The sequence below is a fragment of the Bacillus sp. KNSH39 genome (assembly GCF_052656585.1).
Genome location: NZ_JBQXYO010000001.1, coordinates 1808812 through 1832525, shown reverse-complemented (window position 1 = coordinate 1832525; position 23714 = coordinate 1808812). Strand labels below are relative to the sequence as shown.

Below are 23714 nucleotides of genomic sequence, written 5' to 3'. Positions count from 1 at the left end.
GTTGAGTATTGAGGTTAAGAAAGAAGATATCATCCAACATGGGATTGAAACATTTCGCTCATTAGGAGCTCATTACGTTTGTGAAGTTTGTATAAAAAGTGGAAATTCTTGTTGTTTTTCATGCCAACATTTACAAGATGGAGTTGGATGTCGAAAAAGAAATACTGCTTGTACAGCTTGGTTATGTGGAATTCAAGGTTTTTTATTTGATCAAATAGGATTACTGGATGAATGGAATCGTTTTTGGAGTGAAATTCCAGGACAAATGTTTCGTAGAGATATTACTCCAGATAAGGTAAGGATTAGATCGTTTATTGATACGAAGAAGCTAGATAGTCGAGCCGGAGAACGTTTAGCAGAAAGATTGAAATCCTATGTACAACAAGGTGGAGATATAGGTGAATTGGAGTGTCATTTAAGTAAAACATATAGTAAATATTAGGATGTTTTTTATTTTTGTGAAAAGGACAATTTTCTGTATAAGGGACCGAGAAATACATTTGTAATCCAGATCTATTAAAAATAGAAAAGAAGGGTTTGTAATGAGAAAGTTATTTACAGGAAGGTTTGAAGGATATTCATTAGCACATTTTCAAAAGGATCTTCTTTCAGGAATGATTGTTGGAGTTGTTGCGATTCCACTTGCTATGTCTTTTGCTATAGCCTCTGGTGTTAAGCCAGAGTATGGGATTTATACAACCTGTATTGCTGGAATACTCATTTCACTGTTTGGTGGTTCGAAGTATCAAATTGGAGGACCTACAGGTGCTTTTGTTCCGATTCTTTTAGGAGTTGTAATTACCTATGGATACGAAAATTTACTACTCGCGGGTTTGTTAGCTGGAATTATTTTATGTCTTATGGGAATCTTCAAACTAGGCTCTTTAATTAAGTTTATTCCACGTCCTGTAACAATTGGTTTTACTTCAGGTATTGCTGTTATTATCTTTACGGGACAAATTGCTAGTTTTTTAGGTTTAACAGGTATAAAAAAGCATGAGGAATTTCTAGCGAATTTGAAGGAACTCTTCACTCATATCAGTACTACCAATTTTTATAGTGTTATAACTGCTTTGATTTGCTTTTTTGTTATACTCATAACACCAAAAATTTTACCAAAAGTGCCTGGTTCATTAGTAGGTGTTGTTATTTCAACTGTAATTGCAACTGTATTTTTCTCAGGTCATGTACCTACTATTGGTACAGCATATGGCACGATTCCAAATACACTTCCTCAGTTTGATATACCAGAAATCACATTAGAACGTATAAAACAGTTAATTGGTCCTGCATTTGTTATTGCGATGCTCGGTGGAATTGAGTCGCTTTTATCCGCTGTCGTGGCAGATGGTATGACAAATAGTAAACACAACAGTAACAAAGAGCTTGTCGGTCAGGGGATTGCAAATATTGTTACCCCGTTATTTGGCGGGATTCCAGCAACTGGAGCAATTGCTCGTACAGCGACTAATATTAAGAGTGGGGCTGTATCTCCGATGTCGGGTATTATTCATGGGGGATTTGTGTTATTGACACTTTTACTGTTAGCTCCATATGCTTCACATATTCCTCTTGCTAGTATGGCTCCCATTTTAATGGTGGTAGCTTGGAATATGAGCGAACAAAAACATTTTTATCACATACTCAAAATGAAGACAGGAGATTCCCTTGTATTACTAGTAACATTTTTACTTACTGTATTTACTAGTTTAACAACAGCTGTGGAGATCGGTCTTATTTTAGCTGTTATTTTGTTTACAAAACGTATGAGTAATATGCTTGTTATATCTAAAGTGCTTCCTGATCATACAAAAAAGAATGAAAAATTGTTATCGCATGTGGTAAATAAAGCTCATGATTGTCCACAAATTAGTATTTATACAATAGAAGGCCCATTATTCTTTGGGGCTGCTCAAACATTTGAACAAAATATTTTAGCGACTATTCATTATAAACCTAAAGTTTTAATTTTACGTATGGGAAAAGTTCCTTTTATTGATACCACAGGAGAGTCTTACTTTAGGAATATTGTTCAGCACTTCAAAAAACAAGGTGGCGTACTTCTTATTTCTGGAATTCAATCAGAGCTAAAAGCCAATCTAGATAAGAATGGATTGTACGCTGAGATTGGGAAAGAAAACTTTTTTGATCATACCGGGGAAGCAATTAATTGTGCTTTAGGACATCTGAATACAAGAAAATGTATAGGGTGTAAGCATTTTGCTTTTCATGAGTGTACAGGGCTTTCTCAGCAATCTCAGGAAATCAATACAATAAAGAATAAAGTAAATGCATTAGATTTTTAAAAATTTCACTTCACATACAAAGTTTGTTTGATTTCATCTACTTTTTCATCATTTTATTAAAAAATAGAGAAGAAGAAAGTTTGTTTTGGAGAATGTGGAGAAGATTTTTTACAAGGTGTGAACAAGTAGTTTTTTTATACATTCAACAAATAAGTATCAAACAGTAAGAAGAGAATATTTTCCGTATATTTAAACGGAAAAGGGAAATTAAAAATAATATTTATTTAATAGAATACACGAAAACGAGTGGAGGAAATAAAAATATGTCTAATTTACCAAATTGTCCAAAATGTAATTCAGAATACACTTACGAAGATGGGAATCTTTTTGTTTGTCCAGAATGTGCTCATGAGTGGACTTTAGAATTAGAAGCTGAAAATAGTGAAGATACAAAGGTAATTAAAGATGCAAATGGAAATATTTTAAACGATGGTGATTCTGTAACAGTAATTAAAGATCTTAAAGTAAAAGGAACTTCATCAGTTGTAAAAATTGGTACAAAAGTAAAGAGTATCCGATTAGTTGATGGAGATCATAATATTGATTGTAAAATTGATGGTTTTGGAGCTATGAAATTAAAATCTGAATTTGTTAAAAAGGTATAAATACAATTTTGTTACATCAAAATTAGTTTGAAGTTAATGAATATACACTGTTTTTCAGCTGTACCCCGTGCCCAACAACTTAAGAATTTCGAATTACCTTGAAATGATAAAATGAACTTTGGGTTATGATTCAGCAGAGTTTTTGGGGAGTACCATGAAATTTTAGCTTGCTAGCAATATAGTACTGCCGAAATATTTGAAATAGCTATAAGACTATTCTTTCGATGGTATGATGAAAGATGTGGAAAAGGAATAGGTGTCAATCAGACCTCAATATTAACCTTCACTATTAGCAACAAAAAACCACCTCTCATAAAGGTGGTTTTTCAGTATTAATATATTTTAATTAGTCACGTCTAAATGGCCCTTTTGGAGCAATTAGCTCTAAATTAGTACCATCTGGATCACGGAAGTAGGCAACTCTTGTACCAAATCCAGATTTCAAGCCATCTTCTTGAAAGATAATTGATTCTCCATATGGGTGCTATCTTATGCACATCAGGCTAACAAAATGGATTGCCTCTGAAACAAAAAAATGATTTTTATTACTATAAAAAACGTAAAGTATCTGTTTTAGAAAAAAATTAATTTTTATAAATTGATGGAGATATAACTCAATTCTTTTATATATTTAGTTAAATATGATTGTCAGAATGAACTTAAAGTAATTATGATTTCTAGAAATGCGAACTGATGTTTTGAATTGGTTTAAAGTTGCTAGAACAAAATAAAACCAATTGAGCAAAAAAACTTGCAAAAATAAAAAGAGAGATGTATATTAATTGATGTATCAATAATTGATATATCAATTAATATTTTGACAAGAAAGAAAAGGAACATTTTATGAAGGAAATGTTCGTAAATATCAGTGGAGAAGAACGCAAAATACTTATTCATGTTCTATTACAGATGCAAAAAAATGTAGAGAATATTAAAGAATAGAGAGTGTAGGGGGCAGAATAGTGTGGAAATAATCGCAGCTATTTTAGTCGGGATCGTAGCATTAGAACATTTGTTTATCATGATCCTTGAAATGTTTTTTATTAATTCAAAAGTAGCGAAACGTGCTTTCAAATTACCGAAGCATTTAGAAGGAGATCGAAACGTAGCCATTATGTTTGCAAACCAAGGTTTATATAATGGATTTTTAGCGGCTGGTCTCATTTGGGGACTTGTACTTGGACTCAATCCAATTGGTTATATGGTCCAATTATTTTTCGTAATTTGTGTGGTGGTAGCAGCTATTTTCGGAGGTTTCACATCTAATAAATCAATTATTGTGAAACAAGGACTTCCAGCTGTTTTAGCACTGGTTGCCCTTTTATGTATGATATAGAATCAAAGTTTCTCAATAAAAGAACTCATTTTTGAAAAGAATACGCTATTCTTTCTTTAAAATTATAGGAAAGGATGGCGTTTTTGTATGTCTATTTCTGTATCTGATGAATTACAACCATTGAGCAAAAAAGTTAGTGATTAAAAATATTATTCTTTAGTACATACATTTTTAAGATGTTAAATATATTTCATAATAGTCTCTGTAAGATAGGGATAAGTAGAATAGTACTTTAAAGTACCTATAGCACTTTAAAGTGCGTACTTTTTATAACTTTGAATATCATTCATAATAGCACCAGTAAGAAGAAAACAAACTTTACGGTACTACTAGTTACCAACGATGTTACAGCAGTTTATTTAGAATCAGATTGATTGAAGGGTTGTACTATATGGCCTAATAATTTCGAAAAAATGTCGGTGTGGCATAAAACAATTATGGAGGTTAAAGATATGAGCACTTCAAATTTGAATGAAATAAGTAAACAAATTTTAAAAGAGGAGGAAACGCTTCAATTTTCCTCTTTTACAAATGAAGATGCCTTGCAACTAGGTTTATTTATCGTTGAAACAGCAAAGCGAGAGGGGAAATTGATTGCTGTTGATATAACGAAAAATGGTGTGCAATTATTTCATTTCAAGATGACAGGGACAAATGCGGAAAATACGAAATGGATTGAGCGTAAAAAACGAGTCGTTTCCCTGCATGATCGTAGCTCGTATTATATGCAGATACAAAGTGAAATAACTGGAATTTCATATAATGAAAAATATCTTTTAGATACTTCGGAATATGCTGCGTTTGGTGGATGCTTTCCTATCAGAATAAAAAACGTAGGGGTTATTGGAATGATAACAGTTTCAGGATTACCACCAGAAGAAGATCACGAATTGGTAGTAAGAGCAGTTAAAAATCATTTGAACCAATAGTTGTAACTAGTCAATAGATAATTAAATTTAGGGGGCAATACTATGCCATTAATCGAGCTAAATACTTGGCCAACCATGTCAACAGAAGAAAAGAAGGAATTTATTTATAGTGTAACGGAACTTACAATAAAACTATTAAAAATTGTCCCTGACAAAATTCAAGTGTTGATAACGGAACTTGAGAAAGAAAACTGGGGGAAAGCTGGGGCTGTAGCAAGTGATGCTACCTTTGCTGTGAAAAGTAGGGTGTCCGATTGGGAGACAAAAGAGTCTTACGATACACTAGGTCGTAACGTTAATGGAATGGCTATTATTAAGATTGATATATGGAATACATTTGATCAAGAGACAAAGGATAAGTGGGTAAACGAACTTACACAAGTAACATCTAAATATACTCATGCACCTTTGGATAAAGTGCTAATTCTTATTCGTGAAATGATTCCAGGGAACTGGGGACAAAGTGGTGTAACAGGAGCTAATGCAGATTTCCTTTCCAAAAGTCGTACATTTTAATCATTAAATAAAAAAGGCAAAAATGAACACATTTCTGTTCGTTTTTGCCTTTTTTATTATTTGTCTGTGGTAATGAACATGATCCTTTATATGTTTAAGTAATATTCTCTAAAGTTGCCTCTACGGGAAAGTGTATTTCTTCATTTGAAAGTCTTTTTCATGGAATGTAGATTTCAATTTTTGAGCAAAATAAGCTAGGTTATATAAATGTTACTTTTTAGTACCTATAGTACTTTAAAGTACGTACTTTTTATTAGGGTGATTATCATTCATAATAGCACATGTAAGAGAGAAACAAGCTTTACGGTACTGGTAACTAACTATGTTACTTTTTAGTACCTACAGCACTTTAAAGTACGTACTATTCATTGTATTGAATATATTTCATAATAGTACATGTAAGAGAGAGACAAGCTTTACTGTACTAAAAAGTACCTATAGTACTTTAAAGTGCGTTCTTTAAAAAAAGAATGAAACCATTCATAATAGCGTTTGTAGAGATTAAATATGTTTTTTAGAAGATAAAAGGGCCTTTTTATCGCACTATTATGATAGGAATTATAGGGAAGAGGGGAAACTCAATTGAATTCATATACAGCATCGTCTTCAGAAGTTCAGACGAATCGAAGAAGTATATTTGCGTTGTTAGCGTTAGCAATTAGTGCGTTCGGGATTGGGACAACTGAATTTGTTAGTGTCGGTTTATTACCATCTATTTCGGAAGATTTACATGTGTCGGTTACAACGGCTGGTTTAACAGTTTCTTTATATGCGTTAGGCGTAGCGTTTGGGGCTCCAGTATTAACGTCATTAACAGCTAATATGTCACGAAAAACGTTATTAATGTGGATTATGATTATTTTCATTATTGGTAACGGAATCGCAGCGGTAGCAACAAGCTTCACTGTATTACTTATTGCGCGAATTATTTCTGCACTTTCGCATGGTGTGTTTATGTCAATTGGTTCAACAATTGCTGCGGCACTTGTCCCAGAAAATAAGCGTGCTAGCGCGATTGCCATCATGTTTACTGGTGTAACAGTTGCAACTATTACAGGGGCACCAATTGGAACATTTATTGGTCAACAATTTGGCTGGAGAACATCATTTTTAGCAATTGTAGTAATTGGAATTATCGCCTTAATTGCAAATAGTATTCTCATTCCATCTAATATGAAAAAAGGTGCGTCTGTATCATTCCGCGATCAATTTAAACTGATTACGAACGGAAGACTGTTACTAGTTTTCATTATTACTGCATTAGGATATGGGGGAACATTCGTAACTTTTACGTATTTATCTCCGTTATTACAAGAGGTAACAGGATTTAAAGCAAATACGGTTACTATCATTTTATTAGTGTATGGAATCGCCATTGCGATAGGGAATGTGATTGGCGGAAAATTATCGAATCATAATCCAATTCGAGCGCTATTCTACATGTTCTTTATTCAAGCGATTATACTATTTGTTTTAACATTTACGGCACCATTTAAGGTAGCTGGGTTAATCACAATTATTTTAATGGGGCTATTCGCATTTATGAATGTTCCAGGGTTACAAGTATATGTCGTAATGTTAGCTGAACGATTTGTACCGAGTGCTGTCGATGTTGCATCGGCAATTAATATTGCGGCGTTTAATGCTGGGATTGCTCTTGGTGCTTATTTAGGCGGTATTGTAACGAACTCGTTAGGGTTAATTCATACAGCTTGGGTAGGCGGCATTATGGTAGTAGGTGCTGTTATTTTAACAGCATGGAGCATGACATTAGAAAAAAGAGATCAAGTAAAATAAAAGGAGAGAAAATAAAATGAAAAACTTACAAAGTAAAACAGTATTAAGTAATGGTGTGGAAATGCCTTGGTTTGGTTTAGGTGTATTTAAAGTAGAAGAAGGACCAGAACTTGTAGAAGCGATTAAATCAGCAATTAAAGCAGGATACCGCAGCATTGATACAGCTGCAATTTACGGAAATGAAGCAGCTGTAGGTGAGGGGATTCGTGCCGGTATTGAAACAACTGGTATTTCAAGAGAAGAATTATTTATTACTTCAAAAGTATGGAACGCAGATCAAGGATATGAAGAAACGATTGCTGCATACGAAGAGAGCTTAAAAAAATTAAAGCTAGATTATTTAGATTTATATCTTGTTCACTGGCCTGTAGAAGGGAAATATAAAGATACATGGAGAGCGTTAGAAACACTTTATAAAGAAAAGCGTGTACGTGCAATTGGCGTAAGTAATTTCCAAATTCACCATCTGCAAGATGTAATAAAAGATGCAGAAATTAAGCCGATGATCAACCAAGTAGAATACCATCCTCGTTTAACACAAAAAGAATTACAAGCTTTCTGTAAAGAACAAGGTATTCAAATGGAAGCATGGTCACCACTTATGCAAGGTCAATTATTAGATAATGAAACATTACAGGCAATTGCTGAGAAACATGGTAAAACAACAGCACAAGTGATTTTACGTTGGGACCTTCAAAATGAAGTGATCACAATTCCAAAATCAACGAAAGAGCACCGCATTATTGCAAACGCAGATGTATTTAACTTTGAATTAACGAAAGAAGATATGGAAAAAATCGATGCATTAAATCAAAATCACCGCGTTGGTCCAGATCCTGATAACTTTGATTTCTAATAGAAATGAGTAAAAAGAGTGCAAAAATTGCACTCTTTTTTTATTGAATAGACAATAAAATGTTTCTGTTTATATTATGACTTTTAAATTACTTTAGACGAGCTAAAGAACTGATTAACAGTATTAAAGTTTGACATAAAATAATGGATTCTATATTATATATGCTATAGCATATAAATTGCGATTTATTTAGAGGTGGCATATGGACTTATATGAGTTAACAGGACATCTTGTTCATCATACGGATGTGAAGTTAACAAATTATATAATGTAAGTTTTTAATCACATATTGCTTATAAAATTTATCCTTTGTATGCTATAGCATACAAAATACACCTCTTAACTTGTAATGTTCAAAATTTAAATAACATAGTAGAAAATTCATGAAGCGAGGAGATTTTAGTAATGGAAAAATTCATATTAGCGTTTGATAGAGAACTTGTAATTGCAGAAAAAAAAGACTCAACATGGAGCGTCCAATCGCAGTTTGTAGGTGCGAATCCGGTTGCGTTAGCTTCAGATCCATACGATCCAGAAAGAATGTATTGTGGTACCTTTGACAGGGGATTATGGAGAAGTAAAGATGGAGGAAGTTCATGGGAAGCGATTGGTGCGTTACCTTCCTTTGGTGAAGTGTTCCCAGCAAATGCTATTCATATGAGAGCTATTACAGCAGTTTCTGTATCTCCAGCGAAGGGGGATGACGGTAACGGGATTGTATATGTAGGAACTGAACCGAGCGCAATGTTCGTATCCAAAAATGGAGGAGACAGTTTTGAGCTGCTAACTGATTATCGACAAATGCCATCATATTCATCATGGTTCTTTCCTCAAAGAACATATACACACCATGTAAAACATATTGAAATTGATGCTAATAATCCAGAAACTATTTATACGACTATTGAGGTAGGCGGATTAATTAAAAGTGTAGATGGAGGTAAGACATGGACTGAGGAAAAAGAGGGGAACTATCCTCAAGATATTCACATTCTTAAATCACATGGCGATGCGCCAAATCGTTTATACGGGGTGTTAGGTGATTCATTCTTGAAAGAACCAGGTCAAGAGTATGCGGAGAGTAATGATGGAGGTAAGACTTGGAACTATATGTGTAGCGGGCTAAAGCATCATTACGCATATCAAATGGCAGTTAACCCAAATGATCCAGAAAATATTATTATCGCGACATCTTCAAATCCACACGTAGCGCATGATTACAATAATGGAAATTGTGAATCATTTATTTATAAGAAAGAAAAAAATCAGTCTTGGGCAGAAATGAATGTAGGTTTACCAACTCCTAAAGGCACAATCATACCAGTATTAAAGGCAACAAGTGATGGAACGTTTTATCTGTTTAGCAATAAAGGAGTGTATCAGTCAGTAGACGGTGGTTCAAATTGGACATCATTAGAGATTCCTTGGGAGAATAGATTTATGGAACAACATCCTTATGAGATGTTAATTATTAAATAAGTGACAGGTATAGTTTTTACTACTATTCATTGGTAATGTTTAGTTGAATTTAAATTAAAAATGTAAAAAGCCAGGTAATGTGTTATTCATGCTACCTGGCTTTTTTGACCAGCAATTTAAGGTTATTTTCATATTTGTGTAAATATGAAACAAGCAGGATACATGAATAGAGAATGGGTAAAATAATACCGAATGATCACTAGATTGTATCAATGATGCTATAAGTGTTTTTTTAGGGAAACTGAAGCAAGAAGCAGTGGTTTAGATTCAGAATGACTAGCAATTGGTGTTATGGTGTTCAATGGTTCAAAAATGAACTCATTTCAACTCATATTATCTTCGCAATGTATCATTTTGAAGAATATTAAAACTTAGGAGGAAATGAATTATGACAAAAGATTTCTATACTGCACTGAAAGAAAGACGTACTTATTATGGAATTAACAAAGAGGTACAAGTATCGGATGAAAAAATTAAAGAAATTGTGGAGTTTGCTGTGAAATATACTCCATCAGCTTTCAATTCTCAAACTGCGCGACTAGTTGTATTATTTGGTGAAGCTCATGATAAATTATGGGATATTACAACTGAAACATTAAGAAAAGTAGTTGGAGATGGAGATTTCTCAGGAACGCAACAAAAAATGGATTCTTTTAAAGCTGGTTATGGAACAGTACTATTCTTTGAAGATGAGGCTATCGTTAAATCGCTTCAAGAAAAATTTGCTGCATATGCTGAAAACTTCCCAATTTGGTCACACCAAGCATCAGGTATGCACCAATTAGTCGTGTGGACAGGTTTAGAAGCAGAGGGATTAGGGGCATCTTTACAACATTATAATCCATTAATTGACGATGAGGTAAAACAAGAATGGAATGTTCCTGCTAATTGGAAACTAATTGCACAAATGCCATTTGGTAATCCAACAGCTGCACCAGGTGAAAAAGAATTCCAACCACTTGAAGAGCGTGTGAAATTTCATAAGTAATATTCAAATGCAATAAAATGGAAATTTAATTAGTGGTGGTCTTACTGTCCGCAAATAGCGGGATAAGCTAACTGTATTGCGAAAATAAAACTGTTTAGTTACAAAAATTCTATTTATTATTTCTGTTAATCGAGTATGTATTAATAAAAGTTGTTAAAATCACTATTTTAATCTTTAAAGGAACAAGGTGATCGGTTTGATCATCTTGTTTCATTTCTTAAATTTTATTTTATTTTATTTTATTCATTAAAAAACGCTAGCTTTTCATAAATGCTTGAAAAACTAGCGTTTTAATAATAGGTATCTGTAATTTGATTACTTAAAACTATATACGAAAAAGCTTTTATGTTATTCCTCAAGTTCTATCCATTCCTGTGACCATTCTTCTATTCCGCGAATAATAGCTTCTAAAGCAAATCCTTTTTGAGTTAAAGAATATTCTATACGAACTGGTGTCTCAGGAAAGACTTTACGTTCGACAATTCCTTCTAGTTCTAATTCTTTCAATCTTTCTGAAAGTAATCTTCCGCTAACAGGAAGAGAAGATTCAAGCGTACAAAAGCGCTGAGATCCAGAAAAAAGTTGGTAAATAATTAGTGCTGTCCATCGTTGGCTAAAAAATTTCATTCCTTTTTCAAAGCGAGGGCATAATGTAGAATCATTCATTTTCCTTCACCTCCTAAAACAAATTATATAACATCTTACTATTAGTAACAAATGTTTTTATAATTAATTACTTGACGTAAATTAATTACGAATGTATACTCACTTACATAAAGTAACTAAGTTGTTTTATGTAACTAAAACTCTTTTCTTTAAATGGCCAAAGTTGTAATGATACATATTGCATATAAGCTGAGAGAAAAAAGAATAGCATCTGTAAAAACACTTACGTTGTGTAAGTTAAACAATAAAAAATATAACAATGGAAGAGAATTTTTAGAGATTCTCAATACTAGGAGGTACCTAATGGTTACAACAGATACAATTCATATGTTAGAAGATAAAATTCAATTTATACATCAAGATGGAAAGGATATTTATTTAGTAGGACCTATCAAATTGCCAATTAATTTATATGGGGAGACTAAAATTTTCCAATGGTATTCTTGGTTACAATGTAGTGAGGTTACAAATAGTGTAGAAGGAATTATCAAAAAACTCTCATCTATTAATTTAGCTGATATGCAGCAATCTAGTGTGCTTGTATATGGTGATTTTGAGAATTCTGAAGATGCCCTAATTCGTATGCATAGTATTTGTCACACCGGTGATATCTTTGGTAGTAAACGTTGTGACTGTGGATTCCAATTAAAGCAGTCTTTACAAATGATTACAGAACATGGTTCAGGTGCTTTATTTTACTTAGCGAATCATGAAGGAAGAGGAATTGGTTTGTTTAGTAAAGCAATGACGTACCTCTTGCAAGAAAATGGGTTAGATACAGTAGAAGCTAATCTGAACCTAGGCTTTGAAGATGATGTTCGAAACTATGATGATACAATTGAAGTATTAAAAGCGCTACGCTCAAAACCTGTAAAACTTATTACAAATAATCCAAAAAAATTAGAAGCGTTACAAAAAGCTGGATTAAATGTTACGAGTCGTGAACCGTTATGGGGTGATATCTCAGAGTTTAATGAGAAATATTTGCAAACGAAGATTCAGCGTTCTGGACATTTTGAAGGGGGACACTTACATGCTTGAGCATGAATTGTATATGAAGCTAGCACTAGAAAATGCCAAGGCTATGAAGGGACAAACGACTCCAAATCCATTGGTTGGATCTGTAATTGTAAATGATAATCGAATTGTAGGGGTCGGAGCACATATGAAGGCCGGAGAACCACATGCCGAAATACATGCGATACGTATGGCTGGAGAACAGGTACGTGGTGCTACAATCTATGTAACTCTTGAACCTTGTTCTCATCATGGTAGAACAGGGCCTTGTGCTGAAGCAATTGTACAAGCAGGAATTAAGAAGGTAGTAGTTGCTACACTTGATCCAAACCCGCTTGTTTCTGGACGTGGAATTAAAATTCTACAAGATGCAGGTATTGAAGTACTTGTAGGAGTGTGTGAAGAAGAATCTAAAAAAATGAATGAAGTCTTTAATAAATATATTTTGACAAAGCGTCCATTTGTAACGATTAAATCAGGAGTTACATTAGACGGTAAAATCGCTACGTCTTCATCGGATAGTAAGTGGATTACATCTACAGAAGCAAGACAAGAAGTACACCAAATACGAAACGAAAATGCGGCTATTTTAGTAGGAGCGAATACTGTTCAAAAGGATAATCCATCATTGACAACGCGTATTCCAAATGGACGAAATCCAATTCGAATAATATTGGACTCGACATTACGCATACCGATGGAAGCTAATGTTGTTACAGATGGAGAAGCTCCTACCTGGATATTTACAACAAGTAATCATGCAGCGAAAAAAAGATAGCATTAGAAAATGCAGGAGTTAAAGTATTTGTTACTAGCAGAGAAAAGCATATAAACTTACATGAAATGCTTGATGTTTTAGGGCAAAAAGGAGTTTCCTCCCTGCTTATTGAAGGTGGTGGAGAGGTAAATGCTTCGTTTATTGAAAATAAATTGATGGATAAACTTATATTATATGTCGCACCAAAAATTATTGGGGGCAGATTGGCGCCTAGCTTTGTAGAGGGGACTGGTATTACTAAAATGCAAGATGCAATTGAATTTAAGGATGTATCATTTACCCAGGTTGGAAAAGATTATAGATTTATTGGCTATCCAGAATATCGGAACATATAAGGAGAATAAAAGCTACTTATATGTTCCGATAAATGGATTGCAGAAAGGAGCGATGAAGAGTGAAGTTTGGATTTGATATCGATGATACATTAATTGATTTAAGGCAGCATGCTTTTCATTTATATAATAAGAAATTAAACAAAAAAGTAGGATTGGATGTATTTCATTCTTTAAAAACAATTGAAATTCATGAAGCATTTGGCATGACTTCGGAGGAAGGCAGTCATATGTGGAATAGTTTGCTGGATGAGATTTATTATACTTCTTGTTCACCGTTTCCATATGCAGTAGAGACATTACAAGAATTAGAAAAACAGGGACATGAAATATACTATATAACAGCACGGCCTAAAGAACATGGAGAGCAAACAAAAAAATGGTTAATAGAAAAAGGTTTTCCGGTACATGAAGATCGCTTTTTCTATGGAATGAAGGATGAAGAAAAAATACACTTCATACAAGAAATAAAATTAAACTATTTCTTTGATGATAAGCCGGCAGTCTTAGAAACGTTAATAGGAAAACCGATAAATGTGTATGCAAAAACTACTTCTTACAATCAACATCTCAATATCCCGCGGATTACAAGTTGGACGGAGTTAGGAGATATTATAAAGAAAGAAATGTGAGGATTTAACTGGCAAATCAAATAGAGCTAAGAGTATATTGAGTGTTACAATTTTAGAGGAAAGACATAGGTGTTATGTCTTTCCTTATTTTTTAATACTATCGTTTTTATTAGTGTGATGTGCTAGGAGTACTTCTAATAGAGAGGAAATAGAAAAATGAGCAATAAGAAAAATATTTTTAAGCTAGTCTTGTATGGTAGTGTAATTTATACATCAATGATGGGTTCCCCTGGTGCCACAATATTTTTGGATATTTTGGATGAGAAGTTCAAGAATTAATAGGGTGTGTTCATAATCATGAATTTTTGGAAAACCAAAATTACAATGTTAGGTTATTTTGAATCAGTAGTGGATGATATGCAAAATTGCATATTACAAAATAAACATCGTAATTTTTGGATTCTTGGTATAAAATACATTACTTAAACTATATATTAGAATGGAGAAAGTGAATTGGAATTATTAAGAAACAGTAAGGTTGGTACAAAACTAAACATATTAATAACTATATCAAGTATTGCATGTATAGTATTATCCCTAATAGGGTTTTGGGGATTAGAAAGAGGGAAAAGTACTTCCTCTAATATGTATGAGGATAATTTACTACCAATTGAGTGGATTGGTATTGTAGAATCTAATTTTTATCATGTTAATATGAACTTTATGGAAATTATGGTATCAAAAGATGAAAAAAGAATGAATGAATTAATAAGAGAAATGGACGGAATTCGTCAGGAAAATGATTATCTTTTAAAGCAGTTTGAGGCTAAAGTTATTTCTACTAAAGAAAAAGAATTATATAACACGTTTTATGAAACATTTAATAAATTAAGAACTCAAATGAAGAAAGCGCAAGAATTAGGGAAATCTAATAATGAGGAAGCATATGCATATTACCTAAAAGAGATTGAACCTAATATGCAAAAATCAATAAAATCAATTCGTGAATTAATTTTATATAATAGTAATAATGCAGAGCTTTTACAGAAGGAAAATAATAATAGTGCTCAAAATACAATGATAATGTTTGTTAGTATTTCGCTTTTAGCAATTTTAATAATTATATTAATTGGATATATTATTAAATTAACTATCCGAAAACCACTTGTGTTACTACAAAATGATATGGAAAAAGTAGCAGCTGGAGATTTAACAACACGTACTCCTTATAAAGCAAATAATGAATTAGGGCATATTGTTCAGTCTTTTAATAGTATGTTAGATAACCTTCAACAATTAATTGCGAATGTTAAGATGACAACACAAGAGGTTATTTCTACTACGGAGGGCGTATTACAAGATACAAATCGAGCGTCTAGTATTTCAAATGAGGTTGTACAGACTGTTTTAGAAGTAAAAACAAAAATAGAAGGACAGGTAACTAGTATTCAGGAGAGCTCATCCTCAATGGAAGAAATTACAACAGGGGTGCAAACTGTAGCTGAATCTTCAGCAGTAGTCGCTGAGGTAGCAGTAACGACTACAGAACGAATAAATATCGGTAGTGAAGTGATAAATCACTCTATTCTTCAAATGAATAGTGTGCATGATGTTGTCGAGGAAACATCAAAAGTAATAAATAAACTTGTTACACGTACACAACAGATTGATACAGCTCTCGCTGCAATTACTAATATTGCCGAACAAACGAATCTTCTTGCCTTAAATGCCGCTATTGAAGCGGCACGTGCTGGAGAGAATGGGAAAGGATTTGCAGTGGTTGCCGCAGAAGTTCGAGACTTGGCTGAGCAATCTAAAGAATCTGCAAAGGAAGTGAATCATTTAATAAAATCCATTCAACAAGATACTCAAGATACAGTTAATGTCATGCGAAAAGGCCAACAGAAGGCAGTAGAAGGAAAAGAAGCTGCCCACAAAGCGAATCAAACCTTCTTGTCTATTATGAGAGATATTGATAAGATTACAAGTCAAATTCAAGAAGTATCCGCAGCGACAGAAGAGATGTCTGCTGGTACAGAAGAAGTAAATGCTTCTCTTTCGCTAGTTTCTGAAACTGCAACGGATGTGAAAAAGGAGACGCTTCAAACAGTAAATTCAATTCAATCACAGGCCGTATCAATTGAACAAATATCAATCCAATCCAACAAAATGAAAGAAAAGGTGGAAGAATTAAGGGGATTGGTTTCAAAATTTAATATTACAGAATAAGATAATTTATTCAATTATAAATGTAATAACATGTATGAAAACACATGAAGACTTAAGGGGCTTCGTGTGTTTTTTTTATTGAATAATGTATGAAATAATATTGGATCATTACAAGATATCTCGAAATTTTTCGTTAAACATTAATATATGCAAAATTACATATATTTAATGATTGATAATCATGAGCTAATGTAACTATAATAATTACACTAATAAGTAACTTACTGACGACAGTTATAAGTAAAGAAGGAGGGTTTTATTGTATTTTGTATATAAAAAATAGAAAAGGAGATATGTAAATGAAAAGGCTACTTGTTATAGGCATCATGTATACAATGTTTTTCCTCATAGGAAATATACACTTACATGCTGATGAACGAACAAATGTAAAAGAAATTACTAGTTTAGAAGAGCCTACTTGGATATTTCAGGCGGGCATAAGTAAGGGTAAATATCACGATCGACAAGATTTAGGATTTATTTTGCAGAGAAATACACCATTAAAGGTAAGACAAACGAATCCTAATTTTAAAGACAAATTAACATTACGTTTATTGTCTAATGACTCTAAAAATGAAAAATCCATACAAGTAGGAAATGAATGGATTACCATTCAAGGTGATACGCCTTTAGTTCCTTTCATAGATACTCCGTATGGTGAAGAGCACGCTGTACTTGAGTACCAAGTAGGGAATGAAAGTGCTACTAAACCTCTTCCCATTTATAAACAACAAGGAAGTGTATCTCAATTTTTTAGTACATGGGATCAATTTGATGGAGAGTATGCGTTACTTCAAGGGGAGAGTTTTCAATTATTTATACCTAAAAAAGATAAAGAAATAGTAAGGTCTTTAAAAGATTTTCAATCATTGGATGAGTTAATTGCGTATTATGAAAATATTTTTGCGATGTATGATTCAATTATTGGTTTAGATGGTTCAGCGGTTGAAAATAAAAAAAGTCAAAATCGTTATTTTTTAAAAGCAGATATATCCGGTGCTGGCGGTGCCTATTATGGTGCAAATTGGACAGCGAATAGTTCAGATAGTACAAAGATGTGGTTAGATAAACTGAGTTGGGGAACTTTACATGAAATCGCTCACGGATACCAAGCTGGTTTTGATAATCAAGGAATATTTACAGGAGAAGTTTCTAATAATCTATTCGGTGTTCAATATCAATATAGTAAATATGGAAAAAAAGCAGATCAAGTTGGTTGGTTGTTTAATTTCGGGAAAAAGGAACAAGTAGAACGGAATTTATATAATGCTTTAATGAAAGAAAATAAAAATTATGATGACTTAGATTTACGACAAAAACTTATTCTTTTAACGATGGCGAAACAAAAAGCTGGCGATGAAGCTTTTGCAAAAATGTATCAAGGTTATCGAAAACTAGCTAGCAATGCTGCTTTCAAAAAGGGGGATTATTCTTTACCGGATTTAATGAATCAGTATTATAGCGAGAATGTACAAGTTGATTTTACACCCGTTTTTGAAAGATGGGGCTTTAAGTTTAATCATAAACAAATAGAGATGAATAGGGCGAAAGGTTATCCGGCAATGACTTCTTTAGCGTATATAGTGCCTGAATCACAATTAGCTAAGGCGAGAGCTCTAGTTGATCCTGATATTCCGATAAACTCTAACTTTGAAATAGTTACGAATCAGCAAATTGCTTCACTTGGGTTAAAAGGGAATTTGCATATCCATTTAAATACAAATGAAATAGATACATTGAAAGGAAGAAAGATTAAATTAAAAGAAGGGAATACAGTTGTTCAAGAAAAAACAATTGAAACAGCAGATATCAATTTACAAGACGTACCAAATGGGGTTTATACGGTTGAAATTTCAGGTGAGAAAATGGATAGAATGTATCATTTCCGTTCGTATTATGCCTATGTAAAGGAAAAGGATAATAGTCTAACGATTGATGTTAACGAAATGAAAGTGAGCAATTTGGTAAATGAAACGATTCAATTCCTAGGATTAGGAGATGATCAGTTTGCCAAATTAAATACAGACTTAGAGCAAAAGCGGGCTGTTTTTACGGTTACTACTAAAACGCCTCATAGCTATTATGCAGATGAAAAATACGCATCAATAGAGGTGTTTAATGAGAAAGGTGAAAAAATTTATACGAAGGAAATGGAAGGGACAAATGTAACGATTGTAAAAGATACTATTCCACTAAAAGAAGGATATAAAATTAAAATCTATCATGATGAAATAAAAAAACGATTAACTAGTAAAGCTACTATTATTAATCCTATGAATAAAACGAATGAATTTATAATGACAAAATGGGGACTGAAAAATACTTATTTAAAAAATAATCCAGAAGAAAATCTTATGAAAAGAATTGATGAAGAAATGGAAGAAATTATAAGTAATCCGGTTTTAAAAGAGATACCAATGCAAAAATTAGAAATGAAAAAGAATGTGTGGATGGCGATAAATATGTTATCAGAACCACAAAAAATAACGTATATAAATAAATATAAAGATAGCTTATATAATGAGTAATTTTTGAGGAATGAAATGAATCTAAAAGTAAAGACGCAATCTATCTATATTATGAGGAATCACAATTCATAAACAGTAGATAAACATAGATAGTTTGAAATATCTATGTTTCCAATTTTGAAAAAACATTTATTTAACTTAATAATAAGATTATAAAGGAGTAAGAATATGAATAATTTCGTAAAGGTAGGTTTAACTACAGGAGTGGTGTTATCGGCGATTATGCCCTATGGAGGAGTACATGCGGCAACAGAAGATTTAAAAGTGGACACAAAGGAAGATACGTTCCGAACAGGTAATTTAACAGCACCTTCTCAAAATTCGGCAGAAAATGTAGCAAAGGATGCACTAAAAGGAAAAACAGAACAAGCATTATCATCAAAGCAAGTTAATACGGAATCCAAAGTTAATTATAATGTTACGCAAAGTCGTAAATCTTATGATGGTACTACATTGGTACGTCTTCAACAAACGTATGAAGGACGTGATGTATACGGATATCAACTAACAGCACATATTAATGATGATGGTGTACTTACGAGCGTTTCAGGGGATAGTGCCCAAGATCTACAACAACAGGAAGATTTGAAACAACCTATTACTTTATCAGAAGAGGATGCAAAAAAACAGCTTTTCAACATCTATGGAAATAATCTCACATTTATTGAAGAACCAGAAATTAAACAAGTGGTATATGTAGATGAAAATACAAATAAAGCTACAAACGCATATCAAATTACTTTTAGTGCATCTACACCTGAATATGTATCTGGTACAGTATTAATTGATGCTTTTGGTGGTAATCTATTAAAAGAACTCGTTCAAAAATTGGGTATACAAGTAGATAGTAGTATTGTCCAATCTGCGACAGCAAATAAATCACAAGATTCTTCAAGATTAACAGGTACAGGAAAAGATGACTTAGGTATTAATCGTACGTTTGGAATTACGCAGCGAAGTGATGGAACGTACATGCTTGCAGATTATTCTCGTGGTAAGGGAATTGAAACATATACTGCTAATTATAAAGATTATAATAATTATAGAAGAAATGTATGGGGTTATCTCGATGATTTAGTAACAAGTAATTCTACAAATTTTACTGATCCTAAAGCAGTTAGTGCTCATTATTTAGCAACGAAAGTATATGATTTTTATCAAGAAAAATATGGCCGTAACAGCTTTGATAATAACGGACAAAAAGTAATTTCTGTCGTTCATGGTTGGAACACAAATGGTACGAATAAAGGAAATCCTAAGCAGTGGTTTAATGCATTTAGTAATGGAGCTATGCTAGTATACGGAGATCCAATTGTTAGAGCATTTGATGTGGCAGGACATGAATTTACACACGCGGTTACAAGAAATGAGTCTGGACTTGAGTATGCAGGAGAAGCTGGTGCAATTAATGAGGCTCTATCTGATATTTTAGGAGTAGCAGTTGAAAAGTATGCTAATAACGGAAAGTTCAATTGGACAATGGGAGAACAATCAGGTCGTATTTTTAGAGATATGAAAAACCCATCATCTATCTCTTCTAGATATCCGGAGGACTATAGACATTATAATAACTTACCTATTGATGCTGACCACGATCATGGTGGTGTACACACGAACTCTAGCATTATTAATAAAGTAGCTTACTTGATTGCTAGTGGTGGAAACCATAATGGAGTAAACGTACATGGCATTGGAGAAGATAAAATGTTTGATATTTTCTATTATGCAAATACGGATGAATTAAATATGACTTCTAACTTTAAAGAATTAAAAGAAGCTTGTATTCGTGTAGCAACGAACTTATATGGTAAAGACTCATTAGAAGTACAAGCTGTCCAACAAGCCTTTAAAGCAGCTTATATTTAATAATATTGCGATGAATTATAAACCCTTTTATTTTAATATAGTGATTAATTTGTGTGTATAGGCAAAAACCTTGTAGAATTTTTCTGCAAGGTTTTTTTAGAATTTTATTTTATAAATGTGTTATATGGTTTTTAGTTAATTAGGATAAAAATAATCTTATAACTGTATGTAAGAATGTGTGATTTTACAACCTTTTCTATGATAAAAAAAGATACTACTTTAGCAAATATAAAGAGTTAGAAATTATAGTTTATAGGGCACTTTTTTGTTCCTATGGAACTTTAAAGTGCGTAATTTTCTTTATCGTTAATATATATCATAATGGTATTTATTAGTTGGTTTTAGCTTTACTCTGCTGTTGATGCGATTTTTTAACATGACAATGATTAGAATCAGAATTATCGAGTAGATCTAAATGATGATAATTTCGATTTTTAATTCCGTACAGAGTCCAATAGCTACATAATTTTCGTTTATACTCTTTCGAAAAAAGGGTGGATCTGCTTATTTTCTGTTAAAGATAAGAGAAGTGAACCACAATATAAACGTAATTATTTATTCCAACGTAAGTCAATCATGTAGCACATGAATTTGGAGGGATCTATATGCATATGCAATTAAAAGGAAAAATAGCACTGGTTACTGGATCTACGGCAGGGATTGGAAAAGCAATTGCCACTTCATTAGTAGCGGAAGGAGCTACTGTACTTATTAATGGACGCCGTGAAGAAAATGTTAATCAAACGATAAACGAAATTCGAGCGCAGTATCCGGATGCTATTCTTCAACCTGTAGTAGCTGATTTAGGAACAGAACAAGGGTGCCAAAATGTGATTGAAAAGTACCCTGAAGTAGACATTCTTATTAACAACTTAGGAATTTTTGAACCTGTAGAATATTTTGATATCCCTGATGAAGATTGGTTTAAATTGTTTGAAGTCAATATTATGAGTGGTGTTCGACTTACTCGCTCGTACTTGAAAAAAATGATTGAAAGAAAAGAAGGAAGAGTCATCTTTATTGCTAGCGAAGCAGCTATTATGCCATCTCAAGAAATGGCTCACTATAGTGCGACTAAAACGATGCAACTCTCACTTTCTCGCAGTTTAGCTGAGCTGACGACAGGAACGAATGTGACTGTTAATACTATAATGCCTGGTTCGACTTTAACGGAAGGAGTGGAGACTATGTTAAATAGTCTTTATCCTAATGAGCAATTGACAATAGAAGAAGCTGAGAAGCGATTTATGAAAGAGAATCGACCAACCTCTATTATTCAAAGACTTATTCGTCCAGAAGAAATTGCCAATCTTGTCACTTTCTTAAGCAGCCCACTTTCTTCAGCGATTAATGGTTCCGCGTTGCGAATAGACGGGGGATTAGTACGTAGTGTATTTTAATAAATTAAAAACAACATAGTATTCTGTAGAAAGTAAAGATGGTAAGACAAATAAGTTGTATTTTACTCATTAATAGAAATATACAAAAAGCAAATTGTGATAAGAAAACAGCCGGATTTTCTACTATAAGAAAAATTCGGCTGTTCTTTTTTACTTGTTGTAAAGGATGGAAAGCTTTTAGCGTTGTGGCATTTCTTAAGAAAAAGATAAGACGAAGCAATCCCGCTGTTATTTGTATTATTTAGTGAAAGTTACCAAACGTTTTTCAACACTATTTTCCCAATTGCTTTATTTGATTCCAAATATTCATGTGCTTGTGCAACTTCATCAAACGTAAAAGTTTTCGAATCTAGTAATGGTCGAAGGTGTCCCTCTTCTACTATTTGCGTTAGTTTAGTTAAAATTTCCCCGCAAGCGTCACGTTTATCTGTATGTAATATTTTTAACGCCATAAAAGTAACGTGCAGAGAGAGTCCTTTTGCGTGTAAAGGAGAGAGGTCATGGGTTGAACGAGCTGCAATTGTTACGACAGTTCCGTTGACTGCAGCAGCTTCGAAAGAGTTATCGAGATTCTTGCCACCTACTGTATCAAATATAACTTCAAATCCGTTGCCATTCGTATGTTTTTGCACATATTCTTGAACAGATTCTTCTTTATAGTTAATAGCTATGTCGGCTCCTAGACGATGGGCTATTTCCATTTTGTTCTGCTGAGAAGCAGTTGTAAAAACTTTAGCACCAGCCCATTTAGCTAATTGAATGGCTACGTGTCCTACGCCACCAGTAGCTCCATGAATGAGCACATTTTGACCTGATTTAATATTTGCACGATCAAATAAAGATTCCCAAGCTGTAATTGCAACCAATGGTAGAGCAGCTGCTGCTTCCATTGTTAAATTTTTAGGTTTGTGAGCAATTAATCGTGCATCAGCAAGCATAAATTCTGCAAGTGCACCTCCAGTTTCTTTAAAACCTCCGGCACATCCGTATACTTCATCCCCACATTTAAATTTCGAAACACCTTCTCCTACTTCAATAACAATACCAGCTACATCGCCGTGTAATATAGCTGGAAACTCAGGAGCGACTGCTGAAACGGCACCACTACGCATTTTTGTATCGATTGGATTTACACTTGTTGCTTTTACATCGATTAGAACATGACCTGGTAAAAGTTTTGGTTTTGAAACTTCTTCTAATTGAAATACAGATGAACCCCCAAAAGAATGGATAATTTGTGCTTTCATAGTTTATACCTCCTGTTTGTGGTTATAGCATAGCAAAGTACGAAAAATAAGTATAATATTTTGAATTTGGTTAGTAACAATTTTATATAAAGAAAGGGAAAGTACGTGAAATAATGAAACGTATTTGCAAAAGCAACAGTAAAGCTTTTTGAAGAAAGGGTAGATGTTATTTTTGCAGCATGATTTATTATTACTCACTTAGTATAGGTACTTTAAAGTGCCTACATCACTTTAAAGTACGTACTGTTATTCATGTTATGGCCGATT

18 protein-coding genes and 2 pseudogenes are annotated in these 23714 nt (G+C 33.2%); 17 read left to right on the top strand and 3 right to left on the bottom strand.

The features are described 5' to 3' along the window. Position 1: 1 nt before the first annotated feature. From ACUL40_RS09230 to ACUL40_RS09220, 3 genes are all read left to right on the top strand, one after another. Entirely contained in the window at positions 2-442 is a 441-nt protein-coding gene (locus tag ACUL40_RS09230) for a hypothetical protein (protein WP_000021461.1), read from the top strand. 100 nt (positions 443-542) lie between these two features. Beyond that, positions 543-2306, top strand: a complete 1764-nt coding sequence (locus tag ACUL40_RS09225) for a SulP family inorganic anion transporter (RefSeq protein WP_001228486.1) — start codon at positions 543-545, stop codon at positions 2304-2306. Between the two features lie 263 nt (positions 2307-2569). Next, complete coding sequence (locus tag ACUL40_RS09220; protein ID WP_000067659.1) at positions 2570-2911, top strand: zinc ribbon domain-containing protein YjdM; 342 nt, start codon at positions 2570-2572, stop codon at positions 2909-2911. A 346-nt stretch (positions 2912-3257) separates the two neighbouring features. Here the strand turns inward: ACUL40_RS09220 and ACUL40_RS09215 are convergent. Further along, a pseudogene (locus tag ACUL40_RS09215) lies at positions 3258-3392 on the bottom strand (VOC family protein); the annotation flags it as partial. A gap of 483 nt (positions 3393-3875) precedes the next feature. Between ACUL40_RS09215 and ACUL40_RS09210 the strand changes: the two are divergent. From ACUL40_RS09210 to ACUL40_RS09180, 7 genes are all read left to right on the top strand, one after another. Then, on the top strand, positions 3876-4247 hold the full coding sequence (locus tag ACUL40_RS09210; RefSeq protein ID WP_000402483.1) for a DUF1304 domain-containing protein: 372 nt from the start codon (positions 3876-3878) through the stop codon (positions 4245-4247). A 413-nt stretch (positions 4248-4660) separates the two neighbouring features. Beyond that, complete coding sequence (locus tag ACUL40_RS09205; protein ID WP_105559683.1) at positions 4661-5176, top strand: heme-degrading domain-containing protein; 516 nt, start codon at positions 4661-4663, stop codon at positions 5174-5176. Between the two features lie 42 nt (positions 5177-5218). Beyond that, positions 5219-5692, top strand: a complete 474-nt coding sequence (locus ACUL40_RS09200; RefSeq protein WP_001128306.1) for a tautomerase family protein — start codon at positions 5219-5221, stop codon at positions 5690-5692. 582 nt (positions 5693-6274) lie between these two features. Continuing rightward, on the top strand, positions 6275-7489 hold the full coding sequence (locus ACUL40_RS09195; protein WP_001089891.1) for an MFS transporter: 1215 nt from the start codon (positions 6275-6277) through the stop codon (positions 7487-7489). A gap of 16 nt (positions 7490-7505) precedes the next feature. Further along, the gene (locus tag ACUL40_RS09190; protein ID WP_000793565.1) at positions 7506-8345 is read left to right on the top strand and encodes an aldo/keto reductase; all 840 of its coding nucleotides are present in this window, start codon (positions 7506-7508) and stop codon (positions 8343-8345) included. 405 nt (positions 8346-8750) lie between these two features. Then, positions 8751-9824: a WD40/YVTN/BNR-like repeat-containing protein gene (locus ACUL40_RS09185; protein ID WP_000410430.1), complete on the top strand. Its 1074-nt coding sequence runs from the start codon at positions 8751-8753 to the stop codon at positions 9822-9824. Between the two features lie 388 nt (positions 9825-10212). Further along, on the top strand, positions 10213-10812 hold the full coding sequence (locus tag ACUL40_RS09180) for a nitroreductase family protein (RefSeq protein WP_000158938.1): 600 nt from the start codon (positions 10213-10215) through the stop codon (positions 10810-10812). 348 nt (positions 10813-11160) lie between these two features. Here the strand turns inward: ACUL40_RS09180 and ACUL40_RS09175 are convergent, their stop codons facing one another. Next, the gene (locus tag ACUL40_RS09175) at positions 11161-11478 is read right to left on the bottom strand and encodes a winged helix-turn-helix transcriptional regulator (RefSeq protein ID WP_001000104.1); all 318 of its coding nucleotides are present in this window, start codon (positions 11476-11478) and stop codon (positions 11161-11163) included. 303 nt (positions 11479-11781) lie between these two features. On the opposite strand from ACUL40_RS09175, the gene ACUL40_RS09170 reads away from it, so the two are divergent. From ACUL40_RS09170 to ACUL40_RS09140, 7 genes and pseudogenes are all read left to right on the top strand, one after another. Beyond that, entirely contained in the window at positions 11782-12519 is a 738-nt protein-coding gene (locus tag ACUL40_RS09170; RefSeq protein WP_000258858.1) for a GTP cyclohydrolase II, read from the top strand. Continuing rightward, positions 12512-13608: pseudogene (ribD, locus tag ACUL40_RS09165) on the top strand (bifunctional diaminohydroxyphosphoribosylaminopyrimidine deaminase/5-amino-6-(5-phosphoribosylamino)uracil reductase RibD). The gene ACUL40_RS09170 and the pseudogene ribD overlap by 8 nt, the downstream one beginning before the upstream one ends. 59 nt (positions 13609-13667) lie before the next feature. Further along, positions 13668-14237, top strand: coding sequence for a 5' nucleotidase, NT5C type (locus ACUL40_RS09160; protein WP_000668224.1), 570 nt, complete (start codon positions 13668-13670; stop codon positions 14235-14237). 453 nt (positions 14238-14690) lie between these two features. Further along, the gene (locus ACUL40_RS09155) at positions 14691-16406 is read left to right on the top strand and encodes a methyl-accepting chemotaxis protein (RefSeq protein ID WP_065212048.1); all 1716 of its coding nucleotides are present in this window, start codon (positions 14691-14693) and stop codon (positions 16404-16406) included. A gap of 299 nt (positions 16407-16705) precedes the next feature. Beyond that, positions 16706-18934, top strand: a complete 2229-nt coding sequence (locus tag ACUL40_RS09150; RefSeq protein ID WP_445422817.1) for a putative mucin/carbohydrate-binding domain-containing protein — start codon at positions 16706-16708, stop codon at positions 18932-18934. A 168-nt stretch (positions 18935-19102) separates the two neighbouring features. Continuing rightward, positions 19103-20800, top strand: coding sequence for a M4 family metallopeptidase (locus ACUL40_RS09145; RefSeq protein ID WP_065212046.1), 1698 nt, complete (start codon positions 19103-19105; stop codon positions 20798-20800). A 605-nt stretch (positions 20801-21405) separates the two neighbouring features. Beyond that, the gene (locus ACUL40_RS09140) at positions 21406-22200 is read left to right on the top strand and encodes an SDR family NAD(P)-dependent oxidoreductase (RefSeq protein WP_000551076.1); all 795 of its coding nucleotides are present in this window, start codon (positions 21406-21408) and stop codon (positions 22198-22200) included. A 251-nt stretch (positions 22201-22451) separates the two neighbouring features. Here the strand turns inward: ACUL40_RS09140 and ACUL40_RS09135 are convergent, their stop codons facing one another. Then, entirely contained in the window at positions 22452-23447 is a 996-nt protein-coding gene (locus ACUL40_RS09135) for a zinc-dependent alcohol dehydrogenase family protein (RefSeq protein ID WP_445422818.1), read from the bottom strand. Between the last annotated feature and the right edge of the window lie 267 nt (positions 23448-23714).

Bases quoted from the DNA above. Each gene is read 5' to 3' on its own strand.
- ACUL40_RS09175 (WP_001000104.1), bottom strand. From the start codon at position 11,478: ATGAATGATTCTACATTATGCCCTCGCTTTGAAAAAGGAATGAAATTT.
- ACUL40_RS09205 (WP_105559683.1), top strand. From the start codon at position 4,661: ATGTCGGTGTGGCATAAAACAATTATGGAGGTTAAAGATATGAGCACT.
- ACUL40_RS09135 (WP_445422818.1), bottom strand. From the start codon at position 23,447: ATGAAAGCACAAATTATCCATTCTTTTGGGGGTTCATCTGTATTTCAA.
- ACUL40_RS09150 (WP_445422817.1), top strand. From the start codon at position 16,706: ATGAAAAGGCTACTTGTTATAGGCATCATGTATACAATGTTTTTCCTC.
- ACUL40_RS09170 (WP_000258858.1), top strand. From the start codon at position 11,782: ATGGTTACAACAGATACAATTCATATGTTAGAAGATAAAATTCAATTT.
- ACUL40_RS09190 (WP_000793565.1), top strand. From the start codon at position 7,506: ATGAAAAACTTACAAAGTAAAACAGTATTAAGTAATGGTGTGGAAATG.
- ACUL40_RS09185 (WP_000410430.1), top strand. From the start codon at position 8,751: ATGGAAAAATTCATATTAGCGTTTGATAGAGAACTTGTAATTGCAGAA.
- ACUL40_RS09145 (WP_065212046.1), top strand. From the start codon at position 19,103: ATGAATAATTTCGTAAAGGTAGGTTTAACTACAGGAGTGGTGTTATCG.
- ACUL40_RS09140 (WP_000551076.1), top strand. From the start codon at position 21,406: ATGCATATGCAATTAAAAGGAAAAATAGCACTGGTTACTGGATCTACG.
- ACUL40_RS09225 (WP_001228486.1), top strand. From the start codon at position 543: ATGAGAAAGTTATTTACAGGAAGGTTTGAAGGATATTCATTAGCACAT.
- ACUL40_RS09180 (WP_000158938.1), top strand. From the start codon at position 10,213: ATGACAAAAGATTTCTATACTGCACTGAAAGAAAGACGTACTTATTAT.
- ACUL40_RS09220 (WP_000067659.1), top strand. From the start codon at position 2,570: ATGTCTAATTTACCAAATTGTCCAAAATGTAATTCAGAATACACTTAC.
- ACUL40_RS09200 (WP_001128306.1), top strand. From the start codon at position 5,219: ATGCCATTAATCGAGCTAAATACTTGGCCAACCATGTCAACAGAAGAA.